A 25128-nucleotide genomic window follows, 5' to 3' on the forward strand; every position below is an offset into this window, starting at 1 on the left:
ATTAACGGGATTGCAAAGGGCCCCCGCCCTTTGCCCGCCGGAGGCAAACACTTACCCCCTTAAAACAATCAGGCCGTCCGAAACGCCTGCGTAATCGGATAACGCCGATCCCGCCCGAAATTGCGCGAGCCCAGCTTGACCCCCGGAGGCGCCTGCCGCCTTTTGTACTCGGCCAGATGGAGCAGGCGCTCGATCCGGCTGACGGTGGCCCGGTCGAAACCTTCGCTCACCAATTGCTCGACCGACTTTTCATGCTCGACCAGACCGAGCAGGATCGCGTCCAGCACGTCATAGGGCGGCAGCGAGTCCGAATCCTTTTGGTCCGGGCGCAATTCAGCGCTGGGCGGCTTGGCGATGATATTGTCGGGCATCACCGGACCGTCAGGGCCAAGGGCGATGCGCGGGCGGTGCTTGTTGCGCCATTTCGACAGCGCAAACACCGTCATTTTATAGGCGTCTTTCAGCGGGTTATAGCCACCGTTCATATCGCCATAGATCGTGGCGTAACCCACGCTCATCTCGCTCTTGTTGCCGGTGGTCAGCAGCATCGGGCCGAATTTGTTCGACAGCGCCATCAGCGTCACGCCTCGGATGCGGCTCTGGATATTCTCCTCGGCCAGATCGGGCGCGCGGCCCGCAAAGGGGCTGGCGAGCATTTCTTCAAACGCTTTGACGGCCGGGACGATCGGCACCGTGTCATATTTCACGCCAAGCATATGCGCGCATTCGGTCGCGTCGATCAGGCTCTCGGTGCTGGTATAGCGGCTGGGCAGCATCACGCACCACACACGGTCCGCGCCCAGCGCATCGACCGCAATCGCCGCGCACAGCGCCGAATCGATCCCGCCCGACAGACCCAGCACCACGCCGGGAAACTTGTTGCGGTTCACGTAATCGCGCAGCGCCAGCACCATGGCGCAATAGACATCCTCGGGATGCTCAGCCTGCGGCTCGATCTCGCCCCGGTCGCAGCGCCAGCCTTTGGCCGTCTTGGTCCAGCGGGTCAGAACCTCCTGCTCCTCCCAATCCTTCATCTGGACCGCAAGCCCGCCATCGCCATTGACCACGAAACTGGCCCCGTCGAACACCAGCTCGTCCTGCCCGCCCACGCGGTTCAGATAGGCCAGCGGCACCCCCGCCGCCGAGGCGCGACGCTTGGCCACGCCGTCGATGCGCAACGTATCCTTGTCAATTTCATAGGGGCTGCCGTTGGGGCACAGGAAAATCTCGGCCCCGAAATCGGCCAGATGGCGGCAGACATTGGGGTGCCAAATGTCCTCGCAGATCGGCACGCCGATCATGGTGCCGCGAAAAATGATCGGCTCGGGCAAAGGTCCCGGCTGAAACAGGCGCATCTCGTCAAACGTGCCGTAATTAGGCAGCTCATGCTTGAAACGGATCGCCGCCACCTTGCCCTGATCCAGCAAGGCCACACCATTATGCAGCGCCCCATCGGCCACAAACACGCTGCCCACCAGCATCGCCGGACCGCCCGCCGCCGTGGTCTGGGCCATCTTCTGCAACTCGGCCGTCGCCCGCTCGACAAGGCTGGGTTTCAGCACCAGATCCTCGGGCGGATAGCCGACCAACTGCAATTCGGGGAAAGCGATCAAATCCGCCCCCGCCTCTTTCGCACGGTCGCGCGCGGCCAGCATGCCCGCGGCATTGCCGGACAAATCGCCAACGGACTGGTTCAACTGGGCGAGGGTGATTTTCAACGTATCGGGCATGGGCGAAGGTTTAGGAGGGGTTTGCGCGAATGGGAAGGGTGCAAGAGGGTTTTGTTTCATGCCTCCAGCGGGCAAAGGGCGGTGTGATGGATGCCTCCGGCGGGCAAAGGGCGGGGGCCCTTTGCAATCCCGTTACTGTCTTCGTGGCGTTGCGAAGGATGCCTTGTGCGTGATTGCCGCGTTTGGATGATAAAGCCTGCGGCGCTTTTCAGCGTGAGCCCGCCGCGCCGCAGGCTTTACAATCACACCCCAACACACACCCCTCGCCGCCCCACCACACCCCCATAACGGGATTGCAAAGGGCCCCCGCCCTTTGCCCGCCGGAGGCAAAACCCTAGCCCTCCCAAAACAACAAAAAACCCCGCCGGATCGCTCCAGCGGGGCCTTTGTGTTTTCAGCCCGGCAAAGGCGAGAGGATTATTCCTCGCCCTTGTTCAGGTATTCACCGGCATCGGCGTCGAGGCCGTGGGTTTCCCCTTCCATCGGCGCCAGCGGATCGACCAGACCAGCGGCCTCAGGCCCCTGTGCCAGTTCGGCCGCGTGCTCTTCGGCCGCCGTTGCCGGAGCGATCAGGTGCTCCTGCAGCTTGCGATACGAGGCGCGCAGCGCAGCATCGCGGCTGGAGGCGGCCACGCGGATACGGTTCATGCCCGCGCCGGTACCGGCGGGGATGAGACGACCCACGATGACGTTTTCCTTCAGACCGATCAGGCTGTCCCTCTTGCCTTCGACCGCCGCCTGCGTGAGCACGCGGGTGGTTTCCTGGAAGGACGCCGCCGAGATGAACGAACGCGTCTGGAGCGAAGCCTTGGTGATGCCCAGCAGCACCGGCTTGCCTTCGGCGGGACGCTGGCCTTCGGTCAGCTTGCCGTTGGTTTCCAGCATTTCTTCCAGATCGACCTGCTCGCCCGGCAGCAGCGTGGTGTCGCCACCAAACGTGATTTCAACCTTTTGCAGCATCTGGCGAACGATCACCTCGATGTGCTTGTCGTTGATCTTCACGCCCTGCAAGCGATAGACTTCCTGAATTTCCGCGACGAGATATTCGGCCAGAGCCTCGATCCCCATCACTTCCAGAATGTCATGCGGGTTGGGCGAGCCCGAGATCAGGTTGTCGCCCTTCTTGACCCAGTCGCCTTCCTGAACGTCGATCACCTTGCTCTTGGGGATCAGGTATTCGACGGGTTCGCCTTCCTGCGGCACAATGGCAATCTTACGCTTCGCCTTGTAATCGCGGACAAATTCAATGCGGCCGGCGATCTTGGCGATCACCGCATTGTCCTTGGGAATGCGCGCTTCGAACAGTTCGGCCACACGCGGCAGACCGCCGGTGATGTCGCGGGTCTTGGCAGCTTCGCGCGAAGCACGCGCGATAACGTCGCCCGATTCCACGAACTGACCGTCTTCGACCGAAAGCGTCGTGCCCGGCGCCAGCATATAGCGTGCAGCCTCGCCCGAACCTTCGTCCAGCAGGGTCAGACGGGGACGCAGGTCCTCCTTCTTGCCGCGGCTGGTCGAGCGGTTTTCGGTGATGATGCGCTGGGTCATACCCGTCGCTTCGTCCACCTGCTCGGTCAACGTGCGGCCGTCAATCAGGTCCTGATACTTCACGCTGCCCGACTTTTCGGTGATGATCGGCGTGGTGAACGGATCCCATTCGGCCAGACGTTCACCCTGCTTCACGGTCGCGCCGCTCTTGTGGAGCAGATGCGTACCATAAGGCACACGGTGCATGGCGCGCTCGCGGCCATCGGTGTCGATCAGCGCGATTTCGCCATTGCGGGCCAGGCTGAGCAGACGGCCGCGCTTGTCCACGATGGTCGGGATGTCGCGATATTCGACGTGACCGTCGCACAACGCTTCAAGGTTCGACTGTTCGTTCACCTGCGCCGCGCCACCGATGTGGAACGTACGCATGGTCAGCTGCGTGCCGGGCTCACCGATCGACTGGGCGGCGATAACGCCAACCGCTTCACCGATGTTGACCGGCGTACCGCGCGCAAGGTCACGGCCATAGCAGGTGCCGCAAACGCCCTGGGTCGCCTCGCAGACCAGCGGCGAGCGGATGCGCGCCGACTGGATGCCATGCGATTCGATCAGCGCCACCGCCGGTTCGTCCAGCAGCGTGCCCTTGCCCACGATCACCGAGCCATCCTTGGCAAGGATATCGTCGGCCAGAGTACGACCGAGGATACGCTCGCCCAGCGAGGCGATGGTGCTGCCGCCCTGAACGATCGCGCGCATTTCCAGAGCGCGTTCGGTGCCGCAGTCATTGATGATGACCACGCAGTCCTGCGACACGTCGACCAGACGGCGGGTCAGGTAACCCGAGTTCGCCGTCTTGAGCGCGGTGTCCGCCAGACCCTTACGGGCGCCGTGGGTCGAGTTGAAGTATTCAAGAACGGTCAGACCTTCCTTGAAGTTCGAGATGATCGGCGTTTCGATGATCTCGCCCGACGGCTTGGCCATCAGACCGCGCATACCGGCCAGCTGCTTCATCTGGGTCGGCGAACCACGCGCGCCCGAGTGGCTCATCATGTAGATCGCGTTGATCGGCTTCTGACGGCCGGTCTCGGGGTCCATAGGGCTGGACTTCAGCTCTTCCATCATGGCCGCGGCCACCTGATCGCCGCAACGGCTCCAGGCGTCGATGACCTTGTTGTACTTTTCCTGCTGCGTGATCAGACCGTCCTGATACTGCTGCTCGTAATCCGCGACCAGTTCCTTGGTCTCGGCCACCAGCGCATCCTTCGAATCCGGGATGATCATGTCATCCTTGCCGAAGGAGATGCCTGCCTTGAACGCGTGGCGGAAGCCGAGGCTCATGATGGCGTCGGCGAACAGCACCGTGTCCTTCTGGCCGGTGTGACGATAGACCTCGTCGATCACGTCGCCCACGTCCTTCTTGGTCAGCAGGCGGTTGACGACGTCGAAGGGCACCTTGTGGCTCTTGGGCAGGCATTCGCCGATCAGCATACGGCCCGGAGTCGTTTCGAAACGCTTCAGGTACGTTTTGCCGTCTTCGTCGGTCTGCGGAACGCGGGCGATGACCTTCGAGTGCAGCGTGACGGCCTTGGCCTCCAGCGCCTGATGCACTTCGGCCATATCGGCCAGCAGCATACCCTCGCCCGGCTCGCCTGCTCGGTCCATCGAGAGGTAATAGATGCCCAGCACCATGTCCTGCGAAGGCACGATGATCGGCTTGCCGTTCGCGGGCGAGAGGATGTTGTTGGTCGACATCATCAGCACGCGCGCTTCCAACTGGGCCTCAAGGCTCAGCGGAACGTGGACGGCCATCTGGTCACCGTCGAAGTCGGCGTTGAAGGCCGAGCAGACCAGGGGGTGAAGCTGGATCGCCTTGCCCTCGATCAGAACGGGTTCAAACGCCTGAATGCCCAGACGGTGCAGCGTGGGCGCACGGTTGAGCATGACGGGGTGTTCACGGATCACCTCGTCCAGGATGTCCCAGACTTCCTTGCGTTCCTTTTCCACCCACTTCTTGGCCTGCTTCAGGGTCATCGACAGACCCTTGGCATCCAGACGTGCGTAGATGAACGGCTTGAACAGTTCGAGCGCCATCTTCTTGGGCAGGCCGCACTGGTGCAGCTTGAGTTCCGGCCCGGTCACGATGACCGAACGGCCCGAATAGTCGACGCGCTTGCCGAGCAGGTTCTGACGGAAGCGGCCCTGCTTGCCCTTGAGCATGTCGGACAGCGACTTGAGAGGACGCTTGTTGGCACCCGTGATGACGCGGCCACGGCGGCCGTTGTCGAACAGGGCGTCAACGGCTTCCTGCAACATGCGCTTTTCGTTGCGCACGATGATGTCGGGCGCGCGCAGTTCAATGAGGCGCTTCAGACGGTTGTTACGGTTGATGACGCGACGATAGAGGTCGTTCAAGTCCGAGGTCGCAAAGCGGCCACCGTCCAGCGGCACCAGCGGGCGCAGGTCTGGCGGAATGACCGGCACCACGTCGAGGATCATCCATTCGGGGCGGTTGCCCGAATCGATGAAGGATTCCACGACCTTCAGGCGCTTGATGATCTTCTTAGGCTTCAGTTCCGACTTGGTCTCGGCCAGTTCCTTGAGAAGGTCTTCCTTCTCCTGAACCATGTCGAGGCTCATCAGCATGTGCTTGACCGCCTCGGCACCGATGCCGGCGCTGAACGCGTCTTCGCCATACTCGTCCTGATAGTCGAGCAGCTCGTCCTCGGTCAGCAACTGGTACTTTTCAAGCGGGGTCAGGCCCGGCTCGATCACCACATAGGATTCAAAGTACAGGATGCGTTCGAGCTGCTTCAACTGCATGTCGAGCAGCAGACCGATGCGCGAAGGCAGTGACTTGAGGAACCAGATATGCGCGACCGGCGCGGCCAGTTCGATATGGCCCATGCGCTCGCGGCGCACCTTGGTCACGGTCACTTCGACGCCGCACTTTTCGCAGACGACGCCCTTGTACTTCATGCGCTTATACTTACCGCAAAGGCACTCATAGTCCTTAACGGGGCCGAAGATACGCGCGCAGAACAGGCCGTCACGCTCGGGCTTGAACGTGCGATAGTTTATCGTTTCCGGCTTCTTGATCTCGCCGAAGGACCAGCTGCGGATGCGCTCGGGCGAGGCCAGACCGATCTGGATCTGGTCGAAGGTTTCCGGCTTCGCCATCTGATTGGTAAATTTGGTCAGGTCGTTCATATGTCGTCCCTCTAAGGGGTCAAATCTCTGGGGCGATGGGCGGGCGGCCGGTCAAGGCCGCCCGATCCCCTCACTCCGCCGCGTCGGCCAGATCGTCGCCATCCTCGTCGGTCAACGAAGACAGTTCGACATTCAGGCCCAGCGAGCGCATTTCCTTGACGAGCACGTTGAAGCTTTCGGGGATACCGGCCTCGAACGTGTCGTCGCCCTTGACGATGGCTTCATACACCTTGGTGCGGCCCACCACGTCGTCCGACTTGACGGTGAGCATTTCCTGAAGCGTGTAAGCCGCGCCGTAAGCCTGCAGCGCCCACACTTCCATTTCACCAAAGCGCTGACCACCGAACTGCGCCTTACCGCCCAGCGGCTGCTGGGTGACGAGGCTGTAGGGCCCGATCGAACGCGCATGGATCTTGTCGTCAACAAGGTGGTGCAGCTTGAGGACATACTTCATGCCCACGGTCACCTTGCGGTCGAACGCCTCACCCGTGCGGCCGTCGAACAGGGTCACCTGACCCGATTCATCCAGCCCGGCCTTGCGCAGCATCGCGGTCACATCGGCTTCCACCGCGCCGTCGAACACCGGCGAACCCATCGGCACGCCGTTGCGCACGCTTTGGGCCAGCTCGACGATTTCCTGATCGCTGCGCTCCTCCAGCTCGGCGGTGTAGTTGTCGCCATAGATGTCCTTGAGCAATTCGCGCACCGCTTCGGGGGCTTCGCCCGCCTGCGGGTTCGGATTGGCCTCGCGCCATGCGTCCAGAGCAGCACCGATCTTGCGACCCAGACCGCGCGCGGCCCAGCCCAGATGGGTTTCGAAGATCTGACCCACGTTCATGCGCGAAGGCACACCCAGCGGGTTCAGCACGAAGTCCACCGGCGTACCATCTTCCAGGAAGGGCATGTCTTCCTGCGGCAGGATGCGGCTGATGATACCCTTGTTGCCGTGACGGCCGGCCATCTTGTCGCCCGGCTGCAGCTTGCGCTTCACCGCCACGAACACCTTGACCATCTTGAGGACGCCCGGGGCCAGCTCGTCGCCGCGTTCCAGCTTTTCCTTACGATCTTCGAACTTCTCGACGATCGCCTTGATGGCCGTGTCATACTGCGCCTTGGTCGCTTCCAGCTGCTGCTGGCGCGCATCGTCGGCCACGGCGAACTTCCACCATTCGTAGCGCTCGACCTCGGCCAGCACTTCCTCGGTGATCTCGATGCCCTTCTTCAGCCCCTTGGGCGCGGCCGCGGCCACTTGGCCGAGCAGCATGTCCTTGAGACGGTTGAAGGTGGCGCGGTTCAGAATCGCGCGCTCGTCCTCACGGTCCTTGGCGAGGCGTTCGATTTCCTCGTTCTGGATCGCGCGGGTACGGTCGTCGATTTCGATACCGTGACGGTTGAAGACGCGCACGTCGACAATCGTACCGGCAACGCCCGGCGGCAGACGCAGCGAGGTGTCACGCACGTCGCTGGCCTTTTCACCGAAGATCGCGCGCAGCAGCTTTTCTTCCGGCGTCATCGGCGATTCGCCCTTGGGCGTGATCTTGCCGACCAGGATGTCACCGGGGTGTACCTCGGCGCCGATATAGACGATGCCCGCTTCGTCGAGATTGCGCAGCGATTCCTCGCCCACATTCGGGATGTCGCGGGTGATGTCTTCAGGCCCAAGCTTGGTGTCGCGGGCCATGACTTCAAATTCCTCGATGTGGATCGAGGTAAAGACGTCTTCCTTCACGATGCGTTCGCTGATCAGGATGGAGTCTTCGTAATTGTAGCCATTCCAGGGCATGAACGCGACCAGCACGTTGCGGCCCAGCGCCAGCTCGCCCAGCTCGGTCGAGGGACCGTCGGCAATGATATCGCCCTTTTCGACGCTGTCGCCCACCTTCACCAGCGGACGCTGGTTGATGCAGGTCGACTGGTTCGAACGCTCGAACTTCTGCAGCGTGTAGATGTCCACGCCCGACTTGCCCGGCTCGATATCACCCGACACGCGGATCACGATACGGGTGGCATCCACCTGATCGACGATACCGGCGCGCGAGGCGGCGATCGCGGCGCCCGAGTCACGGGCAACCGTTTCTTCCATGCCCGTGCCGACGAAAGGCGCATCGGCCTTCACCAGCGGCACAGCCTGACGCTGCATGTTCGAACCCATGAGCGCGCGGTTGGCGTCGTCATTTTCCAGGAAGGGAATGAGCGAGGCGGCGACCGAAACGAGCTGCTTGGGCGAAACGTCCATCAGCGTGATCGTTTCGCGCGGCGCCATCACGAATTCGCCGTTCTGACGGGCCGAAACCAGTTCTTCGACGAAAGAGCCATCCGCGTTGGTTTCGGCCGAAGCCTGCGCCACCGTGTGCTTCTGCTCTTCCATCGCCGAGAGGTAGACCACGTCCTTGGTCACCTTGCCGTCGATCACCTTGCGGTACGGGGTTTCGATGAAACCGTACTTGTTGACGCGCGCAAAGGTCGAGAGCGAGTTGATCAGACCGATGTTCGGGCCTTCCGGCGTTTCAATCGGGCAGATACGGCCATAGTGGGTCGGGTGAACGTCGCGGACTTCAAAGCCCGCGCGCTCACGCGTCAGACCGCCCGGCCCGAGCGCCGAAACGCGGCGCTTGTGCGTCACTTCCGAGAGCGGGTTGGTCTGGTCCATGAACTGCGAGAGCTGCGAGGAGCCGAAGAACTCACGCACCGCGGCCACGGCGGGCTTGGCGTTGATGAGGTCGTTGGGCATCACGGTCGAGACGTCAACCGAGCTCATGCGCTCCTTGACGGCGCGCTCCATGCGCAGCAGGCCGACGCGATACTGGTTTTCCAGCAGCTCGCCCACCGAACGGACGCGGCGGTTGCCGAGGTTGTCGATGTCATCGACTTCGCCCTTGCCGTCCTTCAGGTTCACCAGCTCCTTGACGACGGCCATGATGTCGTCGGTGCGCAGCGTGGTGATCGTGTCGTCGCATTCCAGGCCAAGACGCATGTTCAGCTTGACGCGGCCCACGGCCGAGAGGTCATAGCGGTCAGCGTCAAAGAACAGGCCGGCAAACAGCGCTTCGGCGGTTTCGCGCGTCGGCGGTTCGCCGGGGCGCATCACGCGATAGATATCGGCCAGAGCGTGATCGCGGTCTTCAGCCTTGTCAGCCTTGAGCGTGTTGCGGATCCACGGACCGGTCGAAACATGGTCGATGTCGAGCAGTTCGAAAGCGTCAATCCCGGCAGCGTCGAGCGCGGCCAGATTTTCCGCCGTCACCTCTTCGCCGGCCTCGATATAGATGCGGCCGGTCGATTCGTTGATGACGTCATTGGCGCTGTAACGGCCAAAGATTTCCTCGGTCGGGATCAGCAGATCCTTGAGGCCGTCCTTTTCCGCCTTGTTGGCAGCACGCGGGCTGATCTTGGTGCCCGCTGCAAAGACCACTTCGCCGCTGGCCGCATCGACGATGTCGAAAGCGGGCTTGGCGCCGCGCCATGCTTCGGCAACATAGGGGATCTTCCAGCCGCCGCTCGCGCGGTTCCAGACGATCGTCTGATAGAAGTAGTGCAGGATCTCTTCGTCGTTCAAACCCAGCGCATGCAGCAGCGCCGTGACGGGCAGCTTGCGCTTGCGGTCGATACGGACGTTGACGATGTCCTTGGCGTCAAATTCAAAGTCCAGCCACGAACCGCGATACGGGATCACGCGGGCGGCGAACAGGAACTTGCCCGAGGAATGCGTCTTGCCGCGGTCATGGTCGAACAGAACGCCCGGCGAACGGTGCATCTGCGACACGATCACGCGCTCGGTGCCGTTGATGACGAAGGTGCCGTTCTCGGTCATGAGCGGCATGTCACCCATGTACACGTCCTGCTCCTTGATATCGAGCACCGACCGGGTCTCGGTCTCGGCGTCGACTTCAAACACGATCAGGCGCAGCGTGACCTTCATCGGAGCGGCATAGGTGATCCCGCGCTGACGACATTCGGTGATGTCGTACTTGGGCTCTTCCAATTCGTAATGCACAAAGTCCAGCTCGCTGGTCCCGGCAAAGTCGCGGATCGGGAACACCGAACGCAGCGTCTTTTCCAGACCCGAGACGTAACCCACAGCGGGGTTCGAGCGCAGGAACTGCTCATAGGATTCGCGCTGAACCTGGATCAGGTTCGGCATCTGCGTCACTTCGTGAATATCACCGAAGATCTTGCGGATCCGGCGCTTGGCCGAAGCGCGGGAGATGGGCTGGGTTGCCATAGGGCTTGACTTTGCCTCTTTCGTTGGTGGCGCAGCGGATCTTTTTCGCGGAAAAAAGAGCCGTTAAGCCGGAAAATAATGCCATGCGCGGGGTAAATGGCGGCACCGACAAACGCACAAAAGGCCGCTGGCGAATCACCCTATATCAAGGATGAAGGCCCGCAGCCTGTGGCGTCAGATGCAAACCATCGCCTCCTTTCGTGGATGACCCCCGCGCTGGGCCGCCCTTGCTCGAAGCGATGGAACCGGCGGGCATTAGGCGTGTGGGGGCGGTTTGTCAATTGTCGGAGGAATAAGGTTTGCCTCCGGCGGGCAAAGGGCGGGGGCCCTTTGCAATCCCGTTATGGGGGGCAAGTTTAGTCTGCGAGGTGGCACCATGCTCCATGATCATAAAACTCACATCAAAAGCGCCGCAGGCTCTAAAATTCCCAACGCCGCGTCCGACACCAAAGGCCGAACCCCTAACGCCACGCCGACAATATCGGGATTGCAAAGGGCCCCCGCCCTTTGCCCGCCGGAGGCAAAAGCCCCTAAAAGCCTACCCCCGCAAATCCTCAATCATCAACCCGGCGGTCGCCTTCGCGCTGCCCACAACGCCGGGGATCCCCGCCCCCGGATGCGTCCCCGCGCCAACCAAATAGAGATTCGGGATCACATCATCGCGATTATGCCCCCGGAACCAGGCGCTCTGCGTCAGGATCGGTTCGAGACTGAAGGCGCTGCCCATATAGGCGGAGAGGTCGGTTTCGAAATCGGTGGGGGCATAGTGGAACTTGGTGGCCACCCGGTCATGGATATCGGGGATCAGGCGACGGCCCACTTCGTCAAGGATGCGCTGTTCGAGGATCGGCCCCACCTGATCCCAATCCACCGCCAGCTTGCCGCGATGGGCGACCGGCACCAGCGCATAGAAGGTCGAACGCCCCTCGGGCGCCATGGAAGGATCGGAAGCGGTGGGATGGTGCAGATAGATCGAGAAATCGCGCGGCAGCACGCCATTGTCGAAAATATCCTCCAGCAGCCCCTTATAGCGCGGCCCGAACAGGATCATGTGATGGGGGATATGGGGGAATTGCCCCTCCAGCCCGAAATGGACGACGAACAGGCTGGGCGACCAGCGCTTGCGCGCCAGCGAGCGGGCATATTCCACCCCGCGCGGCGTATCACCCAACAGGTCACGATAGGTGTGCATCAGGTCGCCATTGCTGGCCACGGCATCGAAGCGTTCGCGCCACCCGCTCTTGGTTTCCACCTCATGCGCGCGATTGCCGATGGTGTGAATCCGAACCGCTCCATCGCCCAGCCGCACCGTCCCGCCCAGCCGTTCAAACAGCGCGACCATGCCCGAAACCAGCCGATTGGTGCCGCCCCGCGCCCACCACACGCCGCCATCCTTTTCCAGCTTGTGGATCAGCGCATAGATGCTGCTGGTAGCCATCGGATTGCCGCCCACCAGCAGCGTATGGAACGAGAGCGCCTCGCGCAGCTTTTCCGACTGCACGAAACCGGCGACGCGCGAATAGACGCTGCGCCACGCCTGATGCTTCATCAGCGCGGGAGCGGCCTTAATCATGCTCTTGAAGTCAAGGAAAGGCACATGGCCCAGCTTGACATAGCCCTCGCGATAGACCTCGCCCGCGAAATCGAGAAATTGCTGATAGCCCGCCAGATCACCCGGCGCCACGCGATTGATCTCGCTGCGCAATTTGGCTTCATCGTTGGAATAGTCGAAATGGCTGCCATCGGTCCATTGCAGGCGATAGAAAGGCATCACCGGCATCAGATCGACATCGCTTGCCATGTCCTGCCCCGTCAGGCCCCACAGTTCGGACAGGCAGGACGGATCGGTGATGACCGTGGGGCCCGCGTCGAACGTATGCCCTTCGCGCTCCCACACATAAGCACGCCCGCCCGGACGCTCGCGCGCCTCGACCAGCGTCGTGGCGATCCCGGCGGATTGCAGGCGGATGGCCAGAGCCAACCCGCCAAATCCCGCGCCAATCACACAGGCCTTTTTCATGCGTCCTCGGTTTCCCCGGCAAAGGCCGGTATCGTTGTATCCTGAGAAAGGCGCCCAGGCGCCCCCAGATCGGCCAGTTCGCGCCCCCGCCCGACCAGACAGGCCAGAGCCGCCATCAAAGACACCGGCGGCCGCCCGACCAGCAGGCGGACGCGATCCGCCCATGTCGATTGCCCGGCATAGAAGCGTTCGATCAGCCTGTCGCCCAGACGATAGAAACGGGCGAACACCCGGTGCCGCTTGTCGGGCCGCGCCGCGCCGAACAGCATCCGCGCCAGCAGGCGATAGAAGCCGCCCGCGCGCCAATGGGCCCGCGCATAATCCTCGACCGCCCCGGCGATCGCATCGCCCGACATATCGGACATGTCGGCAATCATCGTCGCCACGCGCACCGCCGTGGGCAGCGAATAGCCGGTCAGCGGATGAAACAGCCCGCCCGCCACGCCGATCCGCGCCACGCCATGCATACCCTCGATCAGCGCATGGGGCTCGCCCTCGGCCACCACCGGCAACACGCCCTGCTCCTCGTCCAGCACCTCGACAATGGTCCAGCTGCGGCTCTTGGCATAGGCCTCGATGCGCTCGCGCAGGGTGGGGGCGTCGATGTCAGGCGTGTCGGAATAATAGGTGTCCTCGATAAACACCGTGTCATCCGAAAAGGGCAGGACATAGACAAAGCGGAACCCATCATGTTGCGACCGGTTGCCGTCCATGATGATGGGGGCGCTCAGGCCATGGGGGGCGCTGGTGCGCACCATCTGGCCCAGAAATTTCTGCCACCCGCCACGCAGGCCGGGAAAGGCCGCCGCGCCGCGCGCGTCGATCACCGCCCCCGCGCGAAACTGCCGTCCGTCGGCCAGCGTGAAACCGCGCCGGTCAAAGGCTGTCACCGTGGCCCCGGTAAGGATCGAGCCTGCAGGCAAAGCCTCGCGCAGGACCGCATCGAAACGGGCGCTCGAAATCGTGCGATAGGGATTGCCCAGATGGCGGCGGTTGCCGGAAAAACGCACGCTGTGGCTGCCCCATTTGCCCACTACCAGGGGTTTGAGCAACCAGCGCGCGGCCACCGGAATGTCACTGAGGAAGAAGGACCAGAAATGGTGCCCCCCCAGCTTCTCCTCCCGCTCGACCAGCAGGATGCGCAGATCGGGCCGCCGCGCCGCCAGAGCCAGCGCTACCAGCCCGCCTGCCAATCCGCCCCCGAGGATGGCAATATCCGTGTCATTTCCCGCCATGGCCCCAAGTCTATGTTAGCAACCGCTTTCCGGCAACCGACCATAGGGGCAAATCCGTGAGAAATTTCACGGCGGCAAAACCGGCCCTCAGCGCGCTTGCCAAGGCCTTCGCCTTCGCATAACCTGCCATACATATCCCCGGGGAGCCATGTGGCTGAGAGGTGGGCCTAACGCCCCACGACCCGCTGAACCTGAACCCGTTAATCCGGGCGTAGGGAGGGAAGCGTCTGTCGGCCCGGTATGGTGCCCCCCGCTCCTCCTCTCCTGACGCCGCAGAATATGAAGGCGAGATAAAAACGAAAAAACAGGAGAAGGTATGCAAGAAGCTGGAGATCCGACTGCATGGAGCGCCCTCATTCTTGGTCTGGCCGCGCTGGCCGCGGGAGCAGGGGCACTTAGGCAACCGGGAGTTTGGCAAACCATGATCGGCGAGGTGGAAGGCTCGCCCGCCCTGCAATTCCTGTGCGGAATGCTCGAATTGCTGGTGGGCAGCCTGGTCTATCTGGCCAACCCATGGATACCGCATGACCTTCTCACCTGCATCATCAAGGCATTGGGCGGACTGATGATGGCCGAAAGCCTGGCCATCTTGTTCGCCTGTGATCTTTATACCCAGATGTGGCTGAAAACCCTTGGTAATTTTCACAAGGGCTGGGCCGGCATCACCACTTTCATCGGGCTGGCTTTGACCGTGATCGGCATGGCCCGCTTCGGATAAACAGCAGAAAGCACTCCATGGCCGACATCAACTCCCCCCTTGAAATTGGCGTTACCACCGGCGCGATCCGTGGCTCGAAAAAGATCTACGTCCCCTCGCCCAGCCATCCCGAAATCAAGGTTGCCATGCGCGAAATCGCGCTGGAGTCGTCGGCCAACGAACCGGCCGTGCGGGTCTATGACACGTCCGGGCCCTATACCGATCCCAATGCCACGATCGACATTTCGGCGGGCCTTGCCCCGCTGCGCCGCGAATGGATCCTGGCGCGCGGCGATGTCGAGGAATATGACGCCCGCGCGGTCAAGCCCGAGGACAATGGCCTTAAAGGTCCGGATCGCAGCGGCGGCGTGCCCGCCTTCCCGGCGGTCAACCCCCGCCCGCTGCGCGCCAAGGCGGGCGCCAATGTGTCGCAGATGCATTATGCCCGCCGCGGCATCGTCACGCCCGAAATGGAATATGTGGCGCAGCGCGAAAACCTTGGCCGCGCGATCCTGAAGGAAAAGCTGGAGCGCGACGGGCAGAGCTGGGGCGCGGAAATCCCCGATTTCGTCACCGGCGAATTCGTGCGGTCCGAAGTGGCGCGGGGCCGCGCGATCATTCCCAGCAACATCAACCACCCCGAATCCGAGCCCATGGCGATCGGCCGCAATTTTCTGGTAAAGATCAACGCCAATATCGGCAATTCGGCCGTGGCCTCGGACGTGGCCAGCGAAGTGGACAAGATGGTCTGGGCCATCCGCCACGGCGCCGACACGGTGATGGACCTGTCCACGGGCCGCAACATCCATGACACGCGCGAATGGATCCTGCGCAACAGCCCCGTTCCCATCGGCACCGTGCCGATCTATCAGGCGCTGGAAAAGGTGGGCGGCATTGCCGAGGACCTGAACTGGGAAATCTTCCGCGACACGCTGATCGAACAGGCCGAACAGGGCGTCGACTATTTCACCATCCACGCGGGCGTGCGCCTGCCCTATATCCCGCTGACCGCCAAGCGCGTGACGGGGATCGTGTCGCGCGGCGGCTCGATCATGGCCAAGTGGTGTCTGGCCCATCACAAGGAATCGTTCCTTTACGAGCGTTTCGACGAGATCACCGAGATCATGAAGGCCTATGACGTAGCCTATTCGCTGGGCGACGGTCTACGCCCCGGCTCGATTGCCGATGCCAATGACGAGGCGCAGTTTGCCGAACTCTACACCCTTGGCGAGCTGACCAAGCGCGCGTGGGAGCAGGACGTTCAGGTGATGATCGAAGGCCCCGGCCATGTGCCGATGCACAAGATCAAGGAGAACATGGACAAGCAGCTCGCCGCATGCGGTGAAGCTCCGTTCTACACGCTCGGGCCGCTCGTCACCGATATTGCGCCGGGTTATGACCACATCACGTCGGGCATTGGCGCGGCGATGATTGGCTGGTTCGGCACCGCCATGCTCTGCTATGTCACGCCCAAGGAGCACCTTGGCCTGCCCGACCGCGATGACGTCAAGGTTGGTGTCGTCACCTACAAGCTGGCCGCCCACGCGGCCGACCTTGCCAAGGGCCACCCGGCGGCCAAGCTGCGCGACGATGCCCTGTCGCGCGCACGCTTCGAATTCCGCTGGCGCGATCAGTTCAACCTGTCGCTCGACCCGGACACCGCCGAGCAGTATCACGACCAGACTCTGCCCGCAGAAGGGGCCAAGACCGCCCACTTCTGCTCGATGTGCGGACCGAAATTCTGCTCGATGAAGATCACGCAGGAAGTGCGCGACTTTGCCGCCAAGCAGAACGCGCCGATTGAGACGTTTGCCGCCGCCGAGGATGCCGAGGCCGGCATGGCCCAGATGAGCGAGAAGTATAAGGAAGCGGGCGATCTCTACATTCCGGCTGCGGAATAAGGGTTCGTTTGGAATGGATGAAAGGGTCGGGGGCCAGGCGGCTCTCGGCCCTTTTGTTTTGTGTGGCGCGCGTGTTTGTTTTGCCTCCGGCGGGCAAAGGGCGAGGGCCCTTTGCAATCCCGTAACTTTTAGGTTGTGTCATGGGTGCGGCCTTTTTCGTCGAACGCGCCATCGGGAATTTAAAGCCTGCGGCGCTTTTGGCGCTGTGTGGCCGCGCCGCAGGCTTTATGCCCCACTGAGCACGGCGCCACCTCGCCAACCCACCACCACCCCATAACGGGATTGCAAAGGGCCCTCGCCCTTTGCCCGCCGGAGGCAAGCCTGCTTCCGCCCCAAAACGCCCCTTCCCTAAAACCGAAAAATCGCGCAGCGGTAAACACCATGCATAACCCGACCGCCGACCTTGCCATCCGCCTTGCCCGCGCCACCTTCAACCGCGCGCTGGCGCAGAGCGACCTGAATGCCGTCAGCGCCATTCTTGCCCCGCATGTGACGCTGATCACGGGCACGGACAGCGCGCTGCTGAACGGGCGCAAGGCGCAACTGCTGGCATGGAAGCGTGAATTTGCCGCCCCTGCTGCACTGCGCACCACCTATGTGCGAACCACAGAGGCGATTATCACAAGCGAGGTTGAACCAATCGCGATGGAACAGGGCGCCTGGCAGGGCGTCGATGCCGGTGGCAAGGTGCAGGCCTCGGGCACGTATGCGGCGAAATGGCGCAATCTTGCGGCCAATGCCACGCAATCGCGCTGGGTCTTGGAAGCCGAGATTTTCGTGACGCTGAAATGATCGGCCTGCCAGCGCGGCCGGTCAACCAAGCCCGTCATAAAAAATCATAAAATTTGCCAATGTGGCCATTTCATTCATGGATTTGTCAGATGCGGCCTGCCATATCCACCACGCGGCCTGGCTGGCTCTTATAGAAGAGGCTACCAACCCGGCTGGGCCGCAACTCTCTCACAAGCGCACATGCAAAAGGGCGGCCGGAAGTGATCTTCCAGCCGCCCATTGTGCTTTTCCGCACGTATCTCAGCATTCAGAGAGGATCGGCCCGGTGGGGGCCAATCGCTTACTGGCCTTCGACAACGTCCTTGTTGTCGAGGTGCTGGACTTCGTGCATGTCGAAGTTGACCGGAGCGCGGTTGAAGGTGCCCGACACGCCGTTCTTGGTCACCTTCAGTTCAAAAGGCACCTTGCCGTTATAGGCCGAGCCCTTGAGAACCTTGACGCCGTTCTGCACTTCCGAAGTGTAGGTGTAGGTCACGCCCTGATAGGTGAAGCTCTGCTTGGGGGCTTCTTCAGCGAAAGCAACGGTGGGCAGAAGAGCGAAAGCGGCGGCGGCGATAACAGTCTTGATCATGGCAATATCCCCTATTTGGTTAGGAACAATTGCCTCGAAGCACCCTTTATGTTGTTGAAGCCCGTCTAACGTGAATGGTGGGAATGTAGCAATTGCATTCACCAACGATATGATTGCATTTTTCGCAACCATCCCGAACCATACGCTTGGAAAATCTCCACCTATCCCGTTAGAATTCGGCATATTTCCGGGAAATGCTGGCCATTTCGAGGTTGCAGGGTCAGATCACCCCGCATAAACCTTGAATAGGAATGCATACAAATTCGCCCCGCCCGGTCGGGAGGAAAGTGCCAAATTCAATCTGCGCTCGCCCTCGCGAATCGCATCGCGCCCATTTTCTGAAAACCATTATGGAATGACGCGACGCAGCATCGAACCGCTATCCGCCCGGATGCCAGCCGGGCGGCGCCAGTTCAAACCCGTCAAAGGTAAATCCCGGCGCCACCACGCAACTGACCAGCGCCCAGCCATCACCCGCCCGCGCCGATTGCCAATGCCCGGTCGGGATCCCCCCCTGCGGCGTCTCGCCGTTCAGCACATCGCCGCCCAGACGGATCCAGCGCACCGGCCCCGCGCCCCCGGCCGCCACGCCCAGATCCAGTGCCGATCCGCCATGCCACAGCCACACCTCGGCCGCATCGATCCGGTGCCAATGCGATGTCTGCCCCGCCTCCAGCAGGAAATAGATCGTACTAACCCGCCCGCGATCCTCACCCTCGCGCCACAATTCGACATACCAACCGCCTTCGGGATGCGGCTGCATCCCCAATCGCTCGATGATCGCCGCCGCCTGCGGATCACGCATCACCTATCTCCCAAAGCCAGCCACATCTCACGCACCGCCTCCGGGTGGCACAGGTCTGTGCCCGGCGACATCACCGCCGCCGTCCCCGCCGCCATGCCCCAGCGGAACGCGCCCGCCGCATCCTCGCCGCGCAAAAAACCATGGACCATACCGCCCACGAAACTGTCGCCCGCCCCGGTCGCGCTTTTGACCGGCACATCCAGCGCGGGCCGCACGATCACCCCGTCCGCATGGGCCAGCACCGCGCCCTCATGCCCCATGGACACGGCCACATGCGCGGACTTGCCGCTGCGCACCATCTCCATGGCCGCCTCGCCCACGGCCTGCGCATCGGGCAATTTGCAGCCGATCAGCGCCTCGAACTCGCCTTGGCTGGGCTTGACCAGATAGAGCCCGCCCTGATCCAGCGCCGCCGCCAGCGCCGGGCCTGACGTATCGACCACCACCCGCACATCGCGCCGGGCCAGAGCCGCCGCAACCCGCGCATAGAAATCCACCGGCACCCCGCGCGGCAAAGACCCGCTGGCCACCAGCCAGCCGTGTTCGAGCCCGGCCACATGATCGAACGCCGCCTGCCACTCGTCCTCGGCCACCAGCGGGCCATCGGGCACAAAGCGGAACTCCTTGCCGCTCGACCTTTCATAGACCGCCAGCGATTGCCGCGTATGGTCATGGATGGCGATGCGGTGACGATCCAGCCCATGCTGATCCAGCAATTCGTCGAGCAGCGCGCCTGTCGCCCCGCCTGCCAGATAGATCACCTCGACCGCGCCAAGAGATGAAGCATGGCCCATCCGCGCCAGCACGCGCGCCACATTGATCCCGCCGCCACCCGGATCGTACCGCTCATCATGCGTGCGGATCTTGTGGGTGGGAAACACCGCCTCGGCCTCGCAGGACCCATCAATGGCGGGATTCATCGTCAATGTGGCGACGCGCATCGGGCTTTACCTCTTGCGGACGAATTCGGCGCGCAGCACCAGCCCCTTGATCCCGTCATAGCGGCAATCGATCTCCTGCGGATCGCCCGTCAGGCGGATCGACTTGATCAAGGTGCCGCGCTTCAATGTCTGGCCCGCGCCTTTCACTTCCAGATCCTTGATCAGCGTCACCTGATCGCCATCGGCCAGCAGATTGCCCACCGCATCGCGCACCTCGACCGTATCGGCGGCGGCGCGCTTGGCGGCCAGTTCGGAAGCCGACATCCATTCGCCGCTTTCCTCGTCATACACATAATCTTCATCAGCGCTCATCGTCTCATTCCTTTCATCCCGGCCCTTGGCACGCCATGGCGGCCTTGGCCATCGGCCCGTTAATCCCCGGGCCCCTATCCGGTAATAAATTGTCGCGCTTTGCGCTGTGTCAGCCTGCGTTCACGCGGATCATGGCAATTGTTACAACAGAATTTCAGACAGGCCGTTCCCTTCAAGGCCGATCACCGAGGATAGGCATCATGACCCATTCTTTGCAAAAAACCCTGATGGCCGCCAGCGCGATCGCGGTCGGGCTCTCGCCTGTTGCGGCCAGCTATGCCTCGGCCCAGAACGGCGCCCCCTATCCGGCGGGTCAGACCTATTCCAATCAGGGCGGCTATCCCAATCAGGCGCCCTACCCCAATCAGCAGGGCTACCCCAATCAGCAGGGTTATCCCAATCAGGCCCCCTATCCCAACCAGCCATCCTATCCCAATCAGGGGGCCAATGCCCAACAGGGCGGCTATGATTACCGCAATCCTCCGCCCGAGCCGGCCGAACCGCAAGGCTATGACGGCCGCACTCCGCCCCCGCCCCCGCAAGGCTATGTTGCGGGCGGCGAGGATTATGGCGCGGATGCCCGTTATGCCGCCGATGCGGAAAACTGGGCGCGCAACAATTGCATAAAATCGCGCGGCAATACCGGGGCGGGCGCTCTGGTAGGCGGCGTGCTGGGCGCGATCATCGGCGGCGGATTGGCCGGGCGCCATGACACGGGCGTCGGCATGGCCGCGGGCGCGGCGATCGGCGCGGTGGGCGGCGCGGCCGTGGCCAGCAGCAGCGGCGGCGAAACCAGCCCCGGCTGTCCTCCGGGCTATGTGACGCGCGGCGGCGCGCCCGCCTATGTCTATGCCCAGAGCGATTATGTCTATGCCGCCCCGGCGTGGTATCGCCCGTGGGTCTATGTCGACAATGCGTGGGTCTATCGCCCCTATCCCTATCACAGCTGGTACTACCGCACCTATCGCCCGATGCCGCGCGGCTATTATTACGGCGGGCCGGGCCGGGGCTATTACGGCGGGCGCGGCTATTATGGCGGCCGGGGCTATTACGGCCACCATCGCTGATCGTCAGAGGGGGAGGGCCGGGCATCGCGCCCTCCCCCTTTCCCACGTTTTTTCTGATCGTTGCGGCCCGCGCCATGGCTTTGCGGGGCCGCGCATGCATTGCCCTGTCGGCCCAGTTCCTCCTCGACGCGGTCCACCCGCACTGATAGCGCGACGCCCATGACGCAAGCGCCCAGACACCCGCTGCATTACCGCGATTTCCAATTCTACTGGCTGGCCCGGCTGACGGCGATGCTGGGGCATAATGCGATGGTGATGGCGCTGGGCTGGGCAGTCTATGATGTGGCGCGGTCCAGCTATGGGGTGCGCGCCGCCGCGCTGCGGCTGGGGCTGGTGGGGCTGGCGCAGTTTCTGCCCTTTCTGATCTGCAACCCGCTGGCCGGATTGGCGGCCGACCGGCATGACCGACGCAAGGTGGTGCGCGGCGCGCTGATCGGGCAATTATGCTTTCTCGTCCCGCTCTGCCTGCTGGCGGCGCGGGGCGGGCTGTCTCTGATGGTGCTGTATATTGTCGCGGCGGGCTTTGCGGCGGCGCGGGCCTTTTACATGCCGGCGATGAATGCGCTGCTCTCGGCCACGGTGCCGCCCGAGGCTTTGCCCCGCGCGATTGCGCTGGGGGCGATTGCCGGGCGCGAGGAGGGCATACTGGGGCCGGTGCTGGGCGGCTATGCCTATGCGGTATCGCCGGGGGCGGCGTTTGGTTTTGCCGCGGTGCTGGTGGCCCTTTCGCTGGCGGCGCAAATCCTGATCAGCGCGGATGCCGCCCATTCACGCGGATCGCCGGGCGGCCCGCTTGAACTGATGCGTGAAGGTCTGGCCTATGTCCGCTCGAACCGGCTGCTGTTCGGCACGATCACGCTGGATATGTTCGCCACGCTGCTGGGCGGGGTGACGGCGCTGTTGCCGGTCTATGCGCGCGATATCCTTCATGTCGGGCCGGACGGGCTGGGGCTGCTGCGGGCGGCCTCCTCGGTGGGCGCGCTGGGCACGGCGCTGTTCGTGTCATGGCGGCCGGTGGGCGATCATGTCGGGGCCAAGATGCTGGGCTCTGTGGGCATCTATGGCGTCTTTACCGTGGTGTTCGGCCTGTCCACCTCCTTCTGGCTCTCGGCGGGCTGTCTGGCGCTGCTGGGGGCGGCCGATATGGTCTCGGTGCTGATCCGCCAGACCCTGATGCAGCTTTCCACCCCCGATGACATGCGCGGGCGGGTAGGGGCCATCTCGACGCTCTTCGTCTCGGCCTCGAATGAATTGGGCGAGATGGAATCGGGTCTTGCCGCCGCGCTGATGGGGCCGGTGGGGGCTGCGGTGTTTGGCGGGGTCGCCTCCATCGTGATCGCGGCGGGCTGGGCGCGGCTGTTTCCCGTGTTGCTGGGCGCCCATGGATTTGAAAACCGTCCGTTTGAACGCCGCCCGCCGGAAAGCCAGTCGCCGGTTTAGGCGCGCATCCATGCTTGATCGCTCTTGTTCGATGCCGACTTGCAAATCGACACTTGAAGGCGCGGCGGGCAGAAACAATATGGTTTGCAATTTGGGAGCGCTACCATAAACAGCAGCCCCAAGAGTTTTGAGCCAGCCAAGGAGCCACCATGTCCTCTGCCACTTCGGGCGCCTATCTGATCGGCGCCGCGCGCCGCACCGGTACCGCCAGCTTCACCGGAATCGAAGCCGCCACCGGCAAGGCGCTGGACGGCGATTTCGCCATCACCACCGCCGATGACATTGCGCAGGCATGCGCTCTGGCCGGGGCAGCGTTCGACGCCTATCGCGAAACCACGCCCGAGGCGCGCGCCGCTTTCCTCGACGCCATCGCCGCCGCGCTGGAGGCCCGCGCCGAGGCGATTGTCGCGCGCGCCATGCTGGAAAGCGGATTGCCGCAGGGCCGCCTGAACGGCGAGCTGGGCCGCACCACCGGCCAGTTGCGCATGTTTGCCAAGGTCCTGCGCGAAGGCGACTGGGCGGGCGCGATCATTGAACCCGCGCTGCCCGAACGTCAGCCCCTGCCCCGCCCCGATCTGCGCGCGCGCCAGATTGCGGTCGGCCCGGTCGCGGTGTTCGGCGCGTCGAACTTCCCGCTGGCCTTTTCGGTGGCGGGCGGCGACACCGCTTCGGCGCTGGCCGCCGGTTGCCCGGTGGTGGTCAAGGCCCATCCGGCCCATCCCGGCACATCTCTGCTGGCGGGCGAAGCGATTGCCGAAGCGGTGGCCGCCTGCGGCCTGCCCGAGGGCGTGTTCAGCCTGATCCAGGGGCCGGGCAATGACATCGGCACCGCGCTGGTGGCCAATCCGCATATCAAGGCGGTGGGCTTTACCGGATCGCGGGCGGGCGGTCTGGCGCTGATGGCGGTGGCCGCAGCCCGGCCCGAGCCCATTCCGGTCTATGCCGAAATGTCCTCGATCAATCCGGTGCTGCTCTTCCCCGCCGCTCTGGCCGCCCGCGCCGAGGATCTGGGCCGCGCCTATGTCGGCTCGCTCAGCCTGTTTGCGGGTCAGTTCTGCACCAACCCCGGCGTGGTCGTCGCGCTCGACAGTCCCGACCTCGACCGCTTCCTTGGCGCGGCCTCCGAAGCGCTCAAGGGCGTGGCCCCGCAGGTGATGCTGACGGGCGGGATCGCGGCGGCCTATACGCGCGGGATCGAGACGCTGAGCGGGGCCGAGGGCGTTTCCGTGCTGGCCGCCGGGCCGGATGGGGATGCGCAATGCGGCGCGGCGCGCCTGCTGGCGGTCGATGCGGCCGATCTGCTGAGCAATTCGGCGCTGACCCATGAGGTCTTCGGCCCCTCCTCGCTGGTCATCCGGTGTCAGGATGCGGCCCAGATCGTCGCGGTTCTCGAAGGGCTCGAAGGGCAGTTGACCGCCACGCTGCATATCGACGAGGCCGACTATCCGTTGGCTGCCCCGCTGCTACCGATTCTGGAGCGCAAGGTCGGGCGCATCCTCGCCAATGGCTGGCCCACGGGCGTCGAGGTTTCGCGCAGCATGGTGCATGGCGGCCCCTTCCCGGCCACGTCCGATCCGCGCACGACATCGGTGGGGGCGATGGCGATCCACCGTTTCCTTCGCTCGGTCTGCTATCAGGCGCTGCCCGATGCGCTGTTGCCTGATGCGCTCAAGGCCGCCAATCCGCTGGGCCTGCCCCGCCGTCAGTTCGACTGACAGGGAAAACCCCCGCAACGCAAACATGCCCCCCTCTGGAATTCGGCGCGCGCCGCGCCATATGGGGGGCATGACAAGCGAGCCCATAACAAGCGAGATCGTGATCTGTCCGCATTGCGGGGGCGCCAACCGCGTGGCGCGCGAAAGGCTGGCCGATGGGCCGCAATGCGGCAAATGCCACAAGGGTCTGTTCACCGGCCATCCCTTGGCGGTGAACGCCGCCGCTTTTGCCGCCCATGTCCATCGCGGCACGTTGCCGGTGCTGGTCGATTTCTGGGCGCCGTGGTGCGGGCCGTGCCGGTCGATGGCGCCCGCCTATGAACAGGCGACGGCCGCGCTCGAACCCTTTATCCGCGTGGTCAAGGTCGATACCGAGGCCGAGCAGGGTTTGGGCGCGACTTATGGCATCCGCTCGATCCCCACGCTGATGCTGATCCATGGCGGGCGCGAGATCCGGCGGCAGGCAGGCGCGATGGATGCGCGCCGGATCATTGAATGGGCGCGGGGATGAGCCAGACGCCCTATGACGCCTTTGGCGGCGAAGCGACCGTGCGGGCGCTGGTGGCGCGTTTCTATGCGCTGATGGACCGCCTGCCCGAGGCCAAGGCCTGCCGCGATGTGCATCCGCCTTCCCTTGCGCGGGCCGAGGAGAAATTGTTCGAATATCTGACCGGATGGCTGGGCGGGCCGCCGCTCTATACCGACAAATATGGCCATCCGCGCCTGCGTATGCGTCATTTCGTTGCCCCCATCGGCGCGGCGGAGATCGAGGGCTGGCTCCTGTGTTTTCGTCAGGCATGGACCGAAATCGTCCCCCAATCCGCGCTGTCCGACACAATTCTTGAAAAGGTCGAGGCGCTGGGCTGGCATATGGCCAATCAGCCGGAGCAGGCTGCCCAGCAGGGCTAGGGGCGAATTTACGCCTATCTCGCTGCGCGATACGGGATTATTACCGTCGGCCTGCCCATTGCCGGGCGCTGAGAGC

The 25128-nt window shown here is 63.3% G+C and carries 18 protein-coding genes and 1 riboswitch; of the genes, 9 read left to right on the forward strand and 9 right to left on the reverse strand.

The annotated features are described in order from the left end of the window. Nucleotides 1–68 precede the first annotated feature (68 nt). The 3 genes from BGP00_RS10090 to rpoB form a co-directional block, all read right to left on the reverse strand. Complete coding sequence (locus BGP00_RS10090) at nucleotides 69–1730, reverse strand: NAD+ synthase (RefSeq protein WP_292693614.1); 1662 nt, start codon at nucleotides 1728–1730, stop codon at nucleotides 69–71. Nucleotides 1731–2147: 417 nt separating this feature from the next. Further along, the gene (rpoC, locus tag BGP00_RS10095; RefSeq protein WP_292693616.1) at nucleotides 2148–6425 is read right to left on the reverse strand and encodes a DNA-directed RNA polymerase subunit beta'; all 4278 of its coding nucleotides are present in this window, start codon (nucleotides 6423–6425) and stop codon (nucleotides 2148–2150) included. Nucleotides 6426–6495: 70 nt separating this feature from the next. After that, on the reverse strand, nucleotides 6496–10647 hold the full coding sequence (gene rpoB / locus BGP00_RS10100) for a DNA-directed RNA polymerase subunit beta (protein ID WP_292693618.1): 4152 nt from the start codon (nucleotides 10645–10647) through the stop codon (nucleotides 6496–6498). A 5-nt stretch (nucleotides 10648–10652) separates the two neighbouring features. Between rpoB and BGP00_RS10105 the strand changes: the two genes are divergently transcribed. Next, complete coding sequence (locus tag BGP00_RS10105; protein WP_292693620.1) at nucleotides 10653–10802, forward strand: hypothetical protein; 150 nt, start codon at nucleotides 10653–10655, stop codon at nucleotides 10800–10802. 383 nt (nucleotides 10803–11185) lie between these two features. Here the strand turns inward: BGP00_RS10105 and BGP00_RS10110 are convergent, their stop codons facing one another. Together BGP00_RS10110 and crtY are read right to left on the reverse strand one after the other, a co-directional pair. Then, on the reverse strand, nucleotides 11186–12667 hold the full coding sequence (locus BGP00_RS10110; protein WP_168603101.1) for a phytoene desaturase: 1482 nt from the start codon (nucleotides 12665–12667) through the stop codon (nucleotides 11186–11188). Next, nucleotides 12664–13902 carry a lycopene beta-cyclase CrtY gene (gene crtY / locus BGP00_RS10115; protein ID WP_292693622.1) on the reverse strand — a complete coding sequence of 413 codons (1239 nt, stop codon included), beginning with the start codon at nucleotides 13900–13902 and terminating at the stop codon, nucleotides 12664–12666. The genes BGP00_RS10110 and crtY overlap by 4 nt, the downstream gene beginning before the upstream one ends. Before the next feature lie 129 nt (nucleotides 13903–14031). Then, nucleotides 14032–14137: riboswitch (TPP riboswitch) on the forward strand. Nucleotides 14138–14323: 186 nt separating this feature from the next. On the opposite strand from crtY, the gene BGP00_RS10120 reads away from it, so the two are divergent. The 3 genes from BGP00_RS10120 to BGP00_RS10130 all read left to right on the forward strand — a co-directional run bounded on the left by BGP00_RS10120 (nucleotide 14324) and on the right by BGP00_RS10130 (nucleotide 17292). Next, on the forward strand, nucleotides 14324–14620 hold the full coding sequence (locus BGP00_RS10120; protein WP_292693624.1) for a hypothetical protein: 297 nt from the start codon (nucleotides 14324–14326) through the stop codon (nucleotides 14618–14620). Nucleotides 14621–14637: 17 nt separating this feature from the next. Then, nucleotides 14638–16500, forward strand: coding sequence for a phosphomethylpyrimidine synthase ThiC (gene thiC, locus BGP00_RS10125; protein WP_292693625.1), 1863 nt, complete (start codon nucleotides 14638–14640; stop codon nucleotides 16498–16500). A gap of 381 nt (nucleotides 16501–16881) precedes the next feature. Continuing rightward, nucleotides 16882–17292, forward strand: a complete 411-nt coding sequence (locus BGP00_RS10130) for a DUF4440 domain-containing protein (protein ID WP_292693626.1) — start codon at nucleotides 16882–16884, stop codon at nucleotides 17290–17292. Nucleotides 17293–17572: 280 nt separating this feature from the next. Here the strand turns inward: BGP00_RS10130 and BGP00_RS10135 are convergent, their stop codons facing one another. The 4 genes from BGP00_RS10135 to BGP00_RS10150 form a co-directional block, all read right to left on the reverse strand. Continuing rightward, complete coding sequence (locus BGP00_RS10135; protein WP_168603106.1) at nucleotides 17573–17863, reverse strand: hypothetical protein; 291 nt, start codon at nucleotides 17861–17863, stop codon at nucleotides 17573–17575. 379 nt (nucleotides 17864–18242) lie between these two features. Further along, a complete protein-coding gene (locus tag BGP00_RS10140) occupies nucleotides 18243–18668 on the reverse strand; it encodes a cupin domain-containing protein (protein ID WP_292693627.1) in 426 nt (141 codons plus the stop codon). Next, nucleotides 18668–19609, reverse strand: coding sequence for a 1-phosphofructokinase family hexose kinase (locus BGP00_RS10145; protein ID WP_292693630.1), 942 nt, complete (start codon nucleotides 19607–19609; stop codon nucleotides 18668–18670). Before BGP00_RS10145 ends, BGP00_RS10140 begins: the two co-directional genes overlap by 1 nt. A 6-nt stretch (nucleotides 19610–19615) precedes the next feature. Beyond that, nucleotides 19616–19921 carry an alkylphosphonate utilization protein gene (locus tag BGP00_RS10150; protein ID WP_273617903.1) on the reverse strand — a complete coding sequence of 102 codons (306 nt, stop codon included), beginning with the start codon at nucleotides 19919–19921 and terminating at the stop codon, nucleotides 19616–19618. 200 nt (nucleotides 19922–20121) lie between these two features. On the opposite strand from BGP00_RS10150, the gene BGP00_RS10155 reads away from it, so the two are divergent. From BGP00_RS10155 to BGP00_RS10175, 5 genes are all read left to right on the forward strand, one after another. After that, nucleotides 20122–20988 (forward strand): hypothetical protein, encoded by an 867-nt coding sequence (locus BGP00_RS10155; protein ID WP_292693635.1) that lies wholly within the window; start codon nucleotides 20122–20124, stop codon nucleotides 20986–20988. Between the two features lie 159 nt (nucleotides 20989–21147). Then, nucleotides 21148–22428: an MFS transporter gene (locus tag BGP00_RS10160; protein ID WP_292693637.1), complete on the forward strand. Its 1281-nt coding sequence runs from the start codon at nucleotides 21148–21150 to the stop codon at nucleotides 22426–22428. Nucleotides 22429–22577: 149 nt separating this feature from the next. Beyond that, the gene (locus tag BGP00_RS10165; RefSeq protein ID WP_292693640.1) at nucleotides 22578–24143 is read left to right on the forward strand and encodes an aldehyde dehydrogenase (NADP(+)); all 1566 of its coding nucleotides are present in this window, start codon (nucleotides 22578–22580) and stop codon (nucleotides 24141–24143) included. Between the two features lie 85 nt (nucleotides 24144–24228). Beyond that, nucleotides 24229–24654, forward strand: coding sequence for a thioredoxin TrxC (gene trxC / locus BGP00_RS10170; RefSeq protein ID WP_292693684.1), 426 nt, complete (start codon nucleotides 24229–24231; stop codon nucleotides 24652–24654). After that, nucleotides 24651–25052 (forward strand): group II truncated hemoglobin, encoded by a 402-nt coding sequence (locus BGP00_RS10175; RefSeq protein ID WP_292693642.1) that lies wholly within the window; start codon nucleotides 24651–24653, stop codon nucleotides 25050–25052. Before trxC ends, BGP00_RS10175 begins: the two co-directional genes overlap by 4 nt. Nucleotides 25053–25128: the final 76 nt, after the last annotated feature.

The sequence above is a fragment of the Novosphingobium sp. 63-713 genome (assembly GCF_001898925.1).
Taxonomy (GTDB): Bacteria; Pseudomonadota; Alphaproteobacteria; order Sphingomonadales; family Sphingomonadaceae; genus Novosphingobium.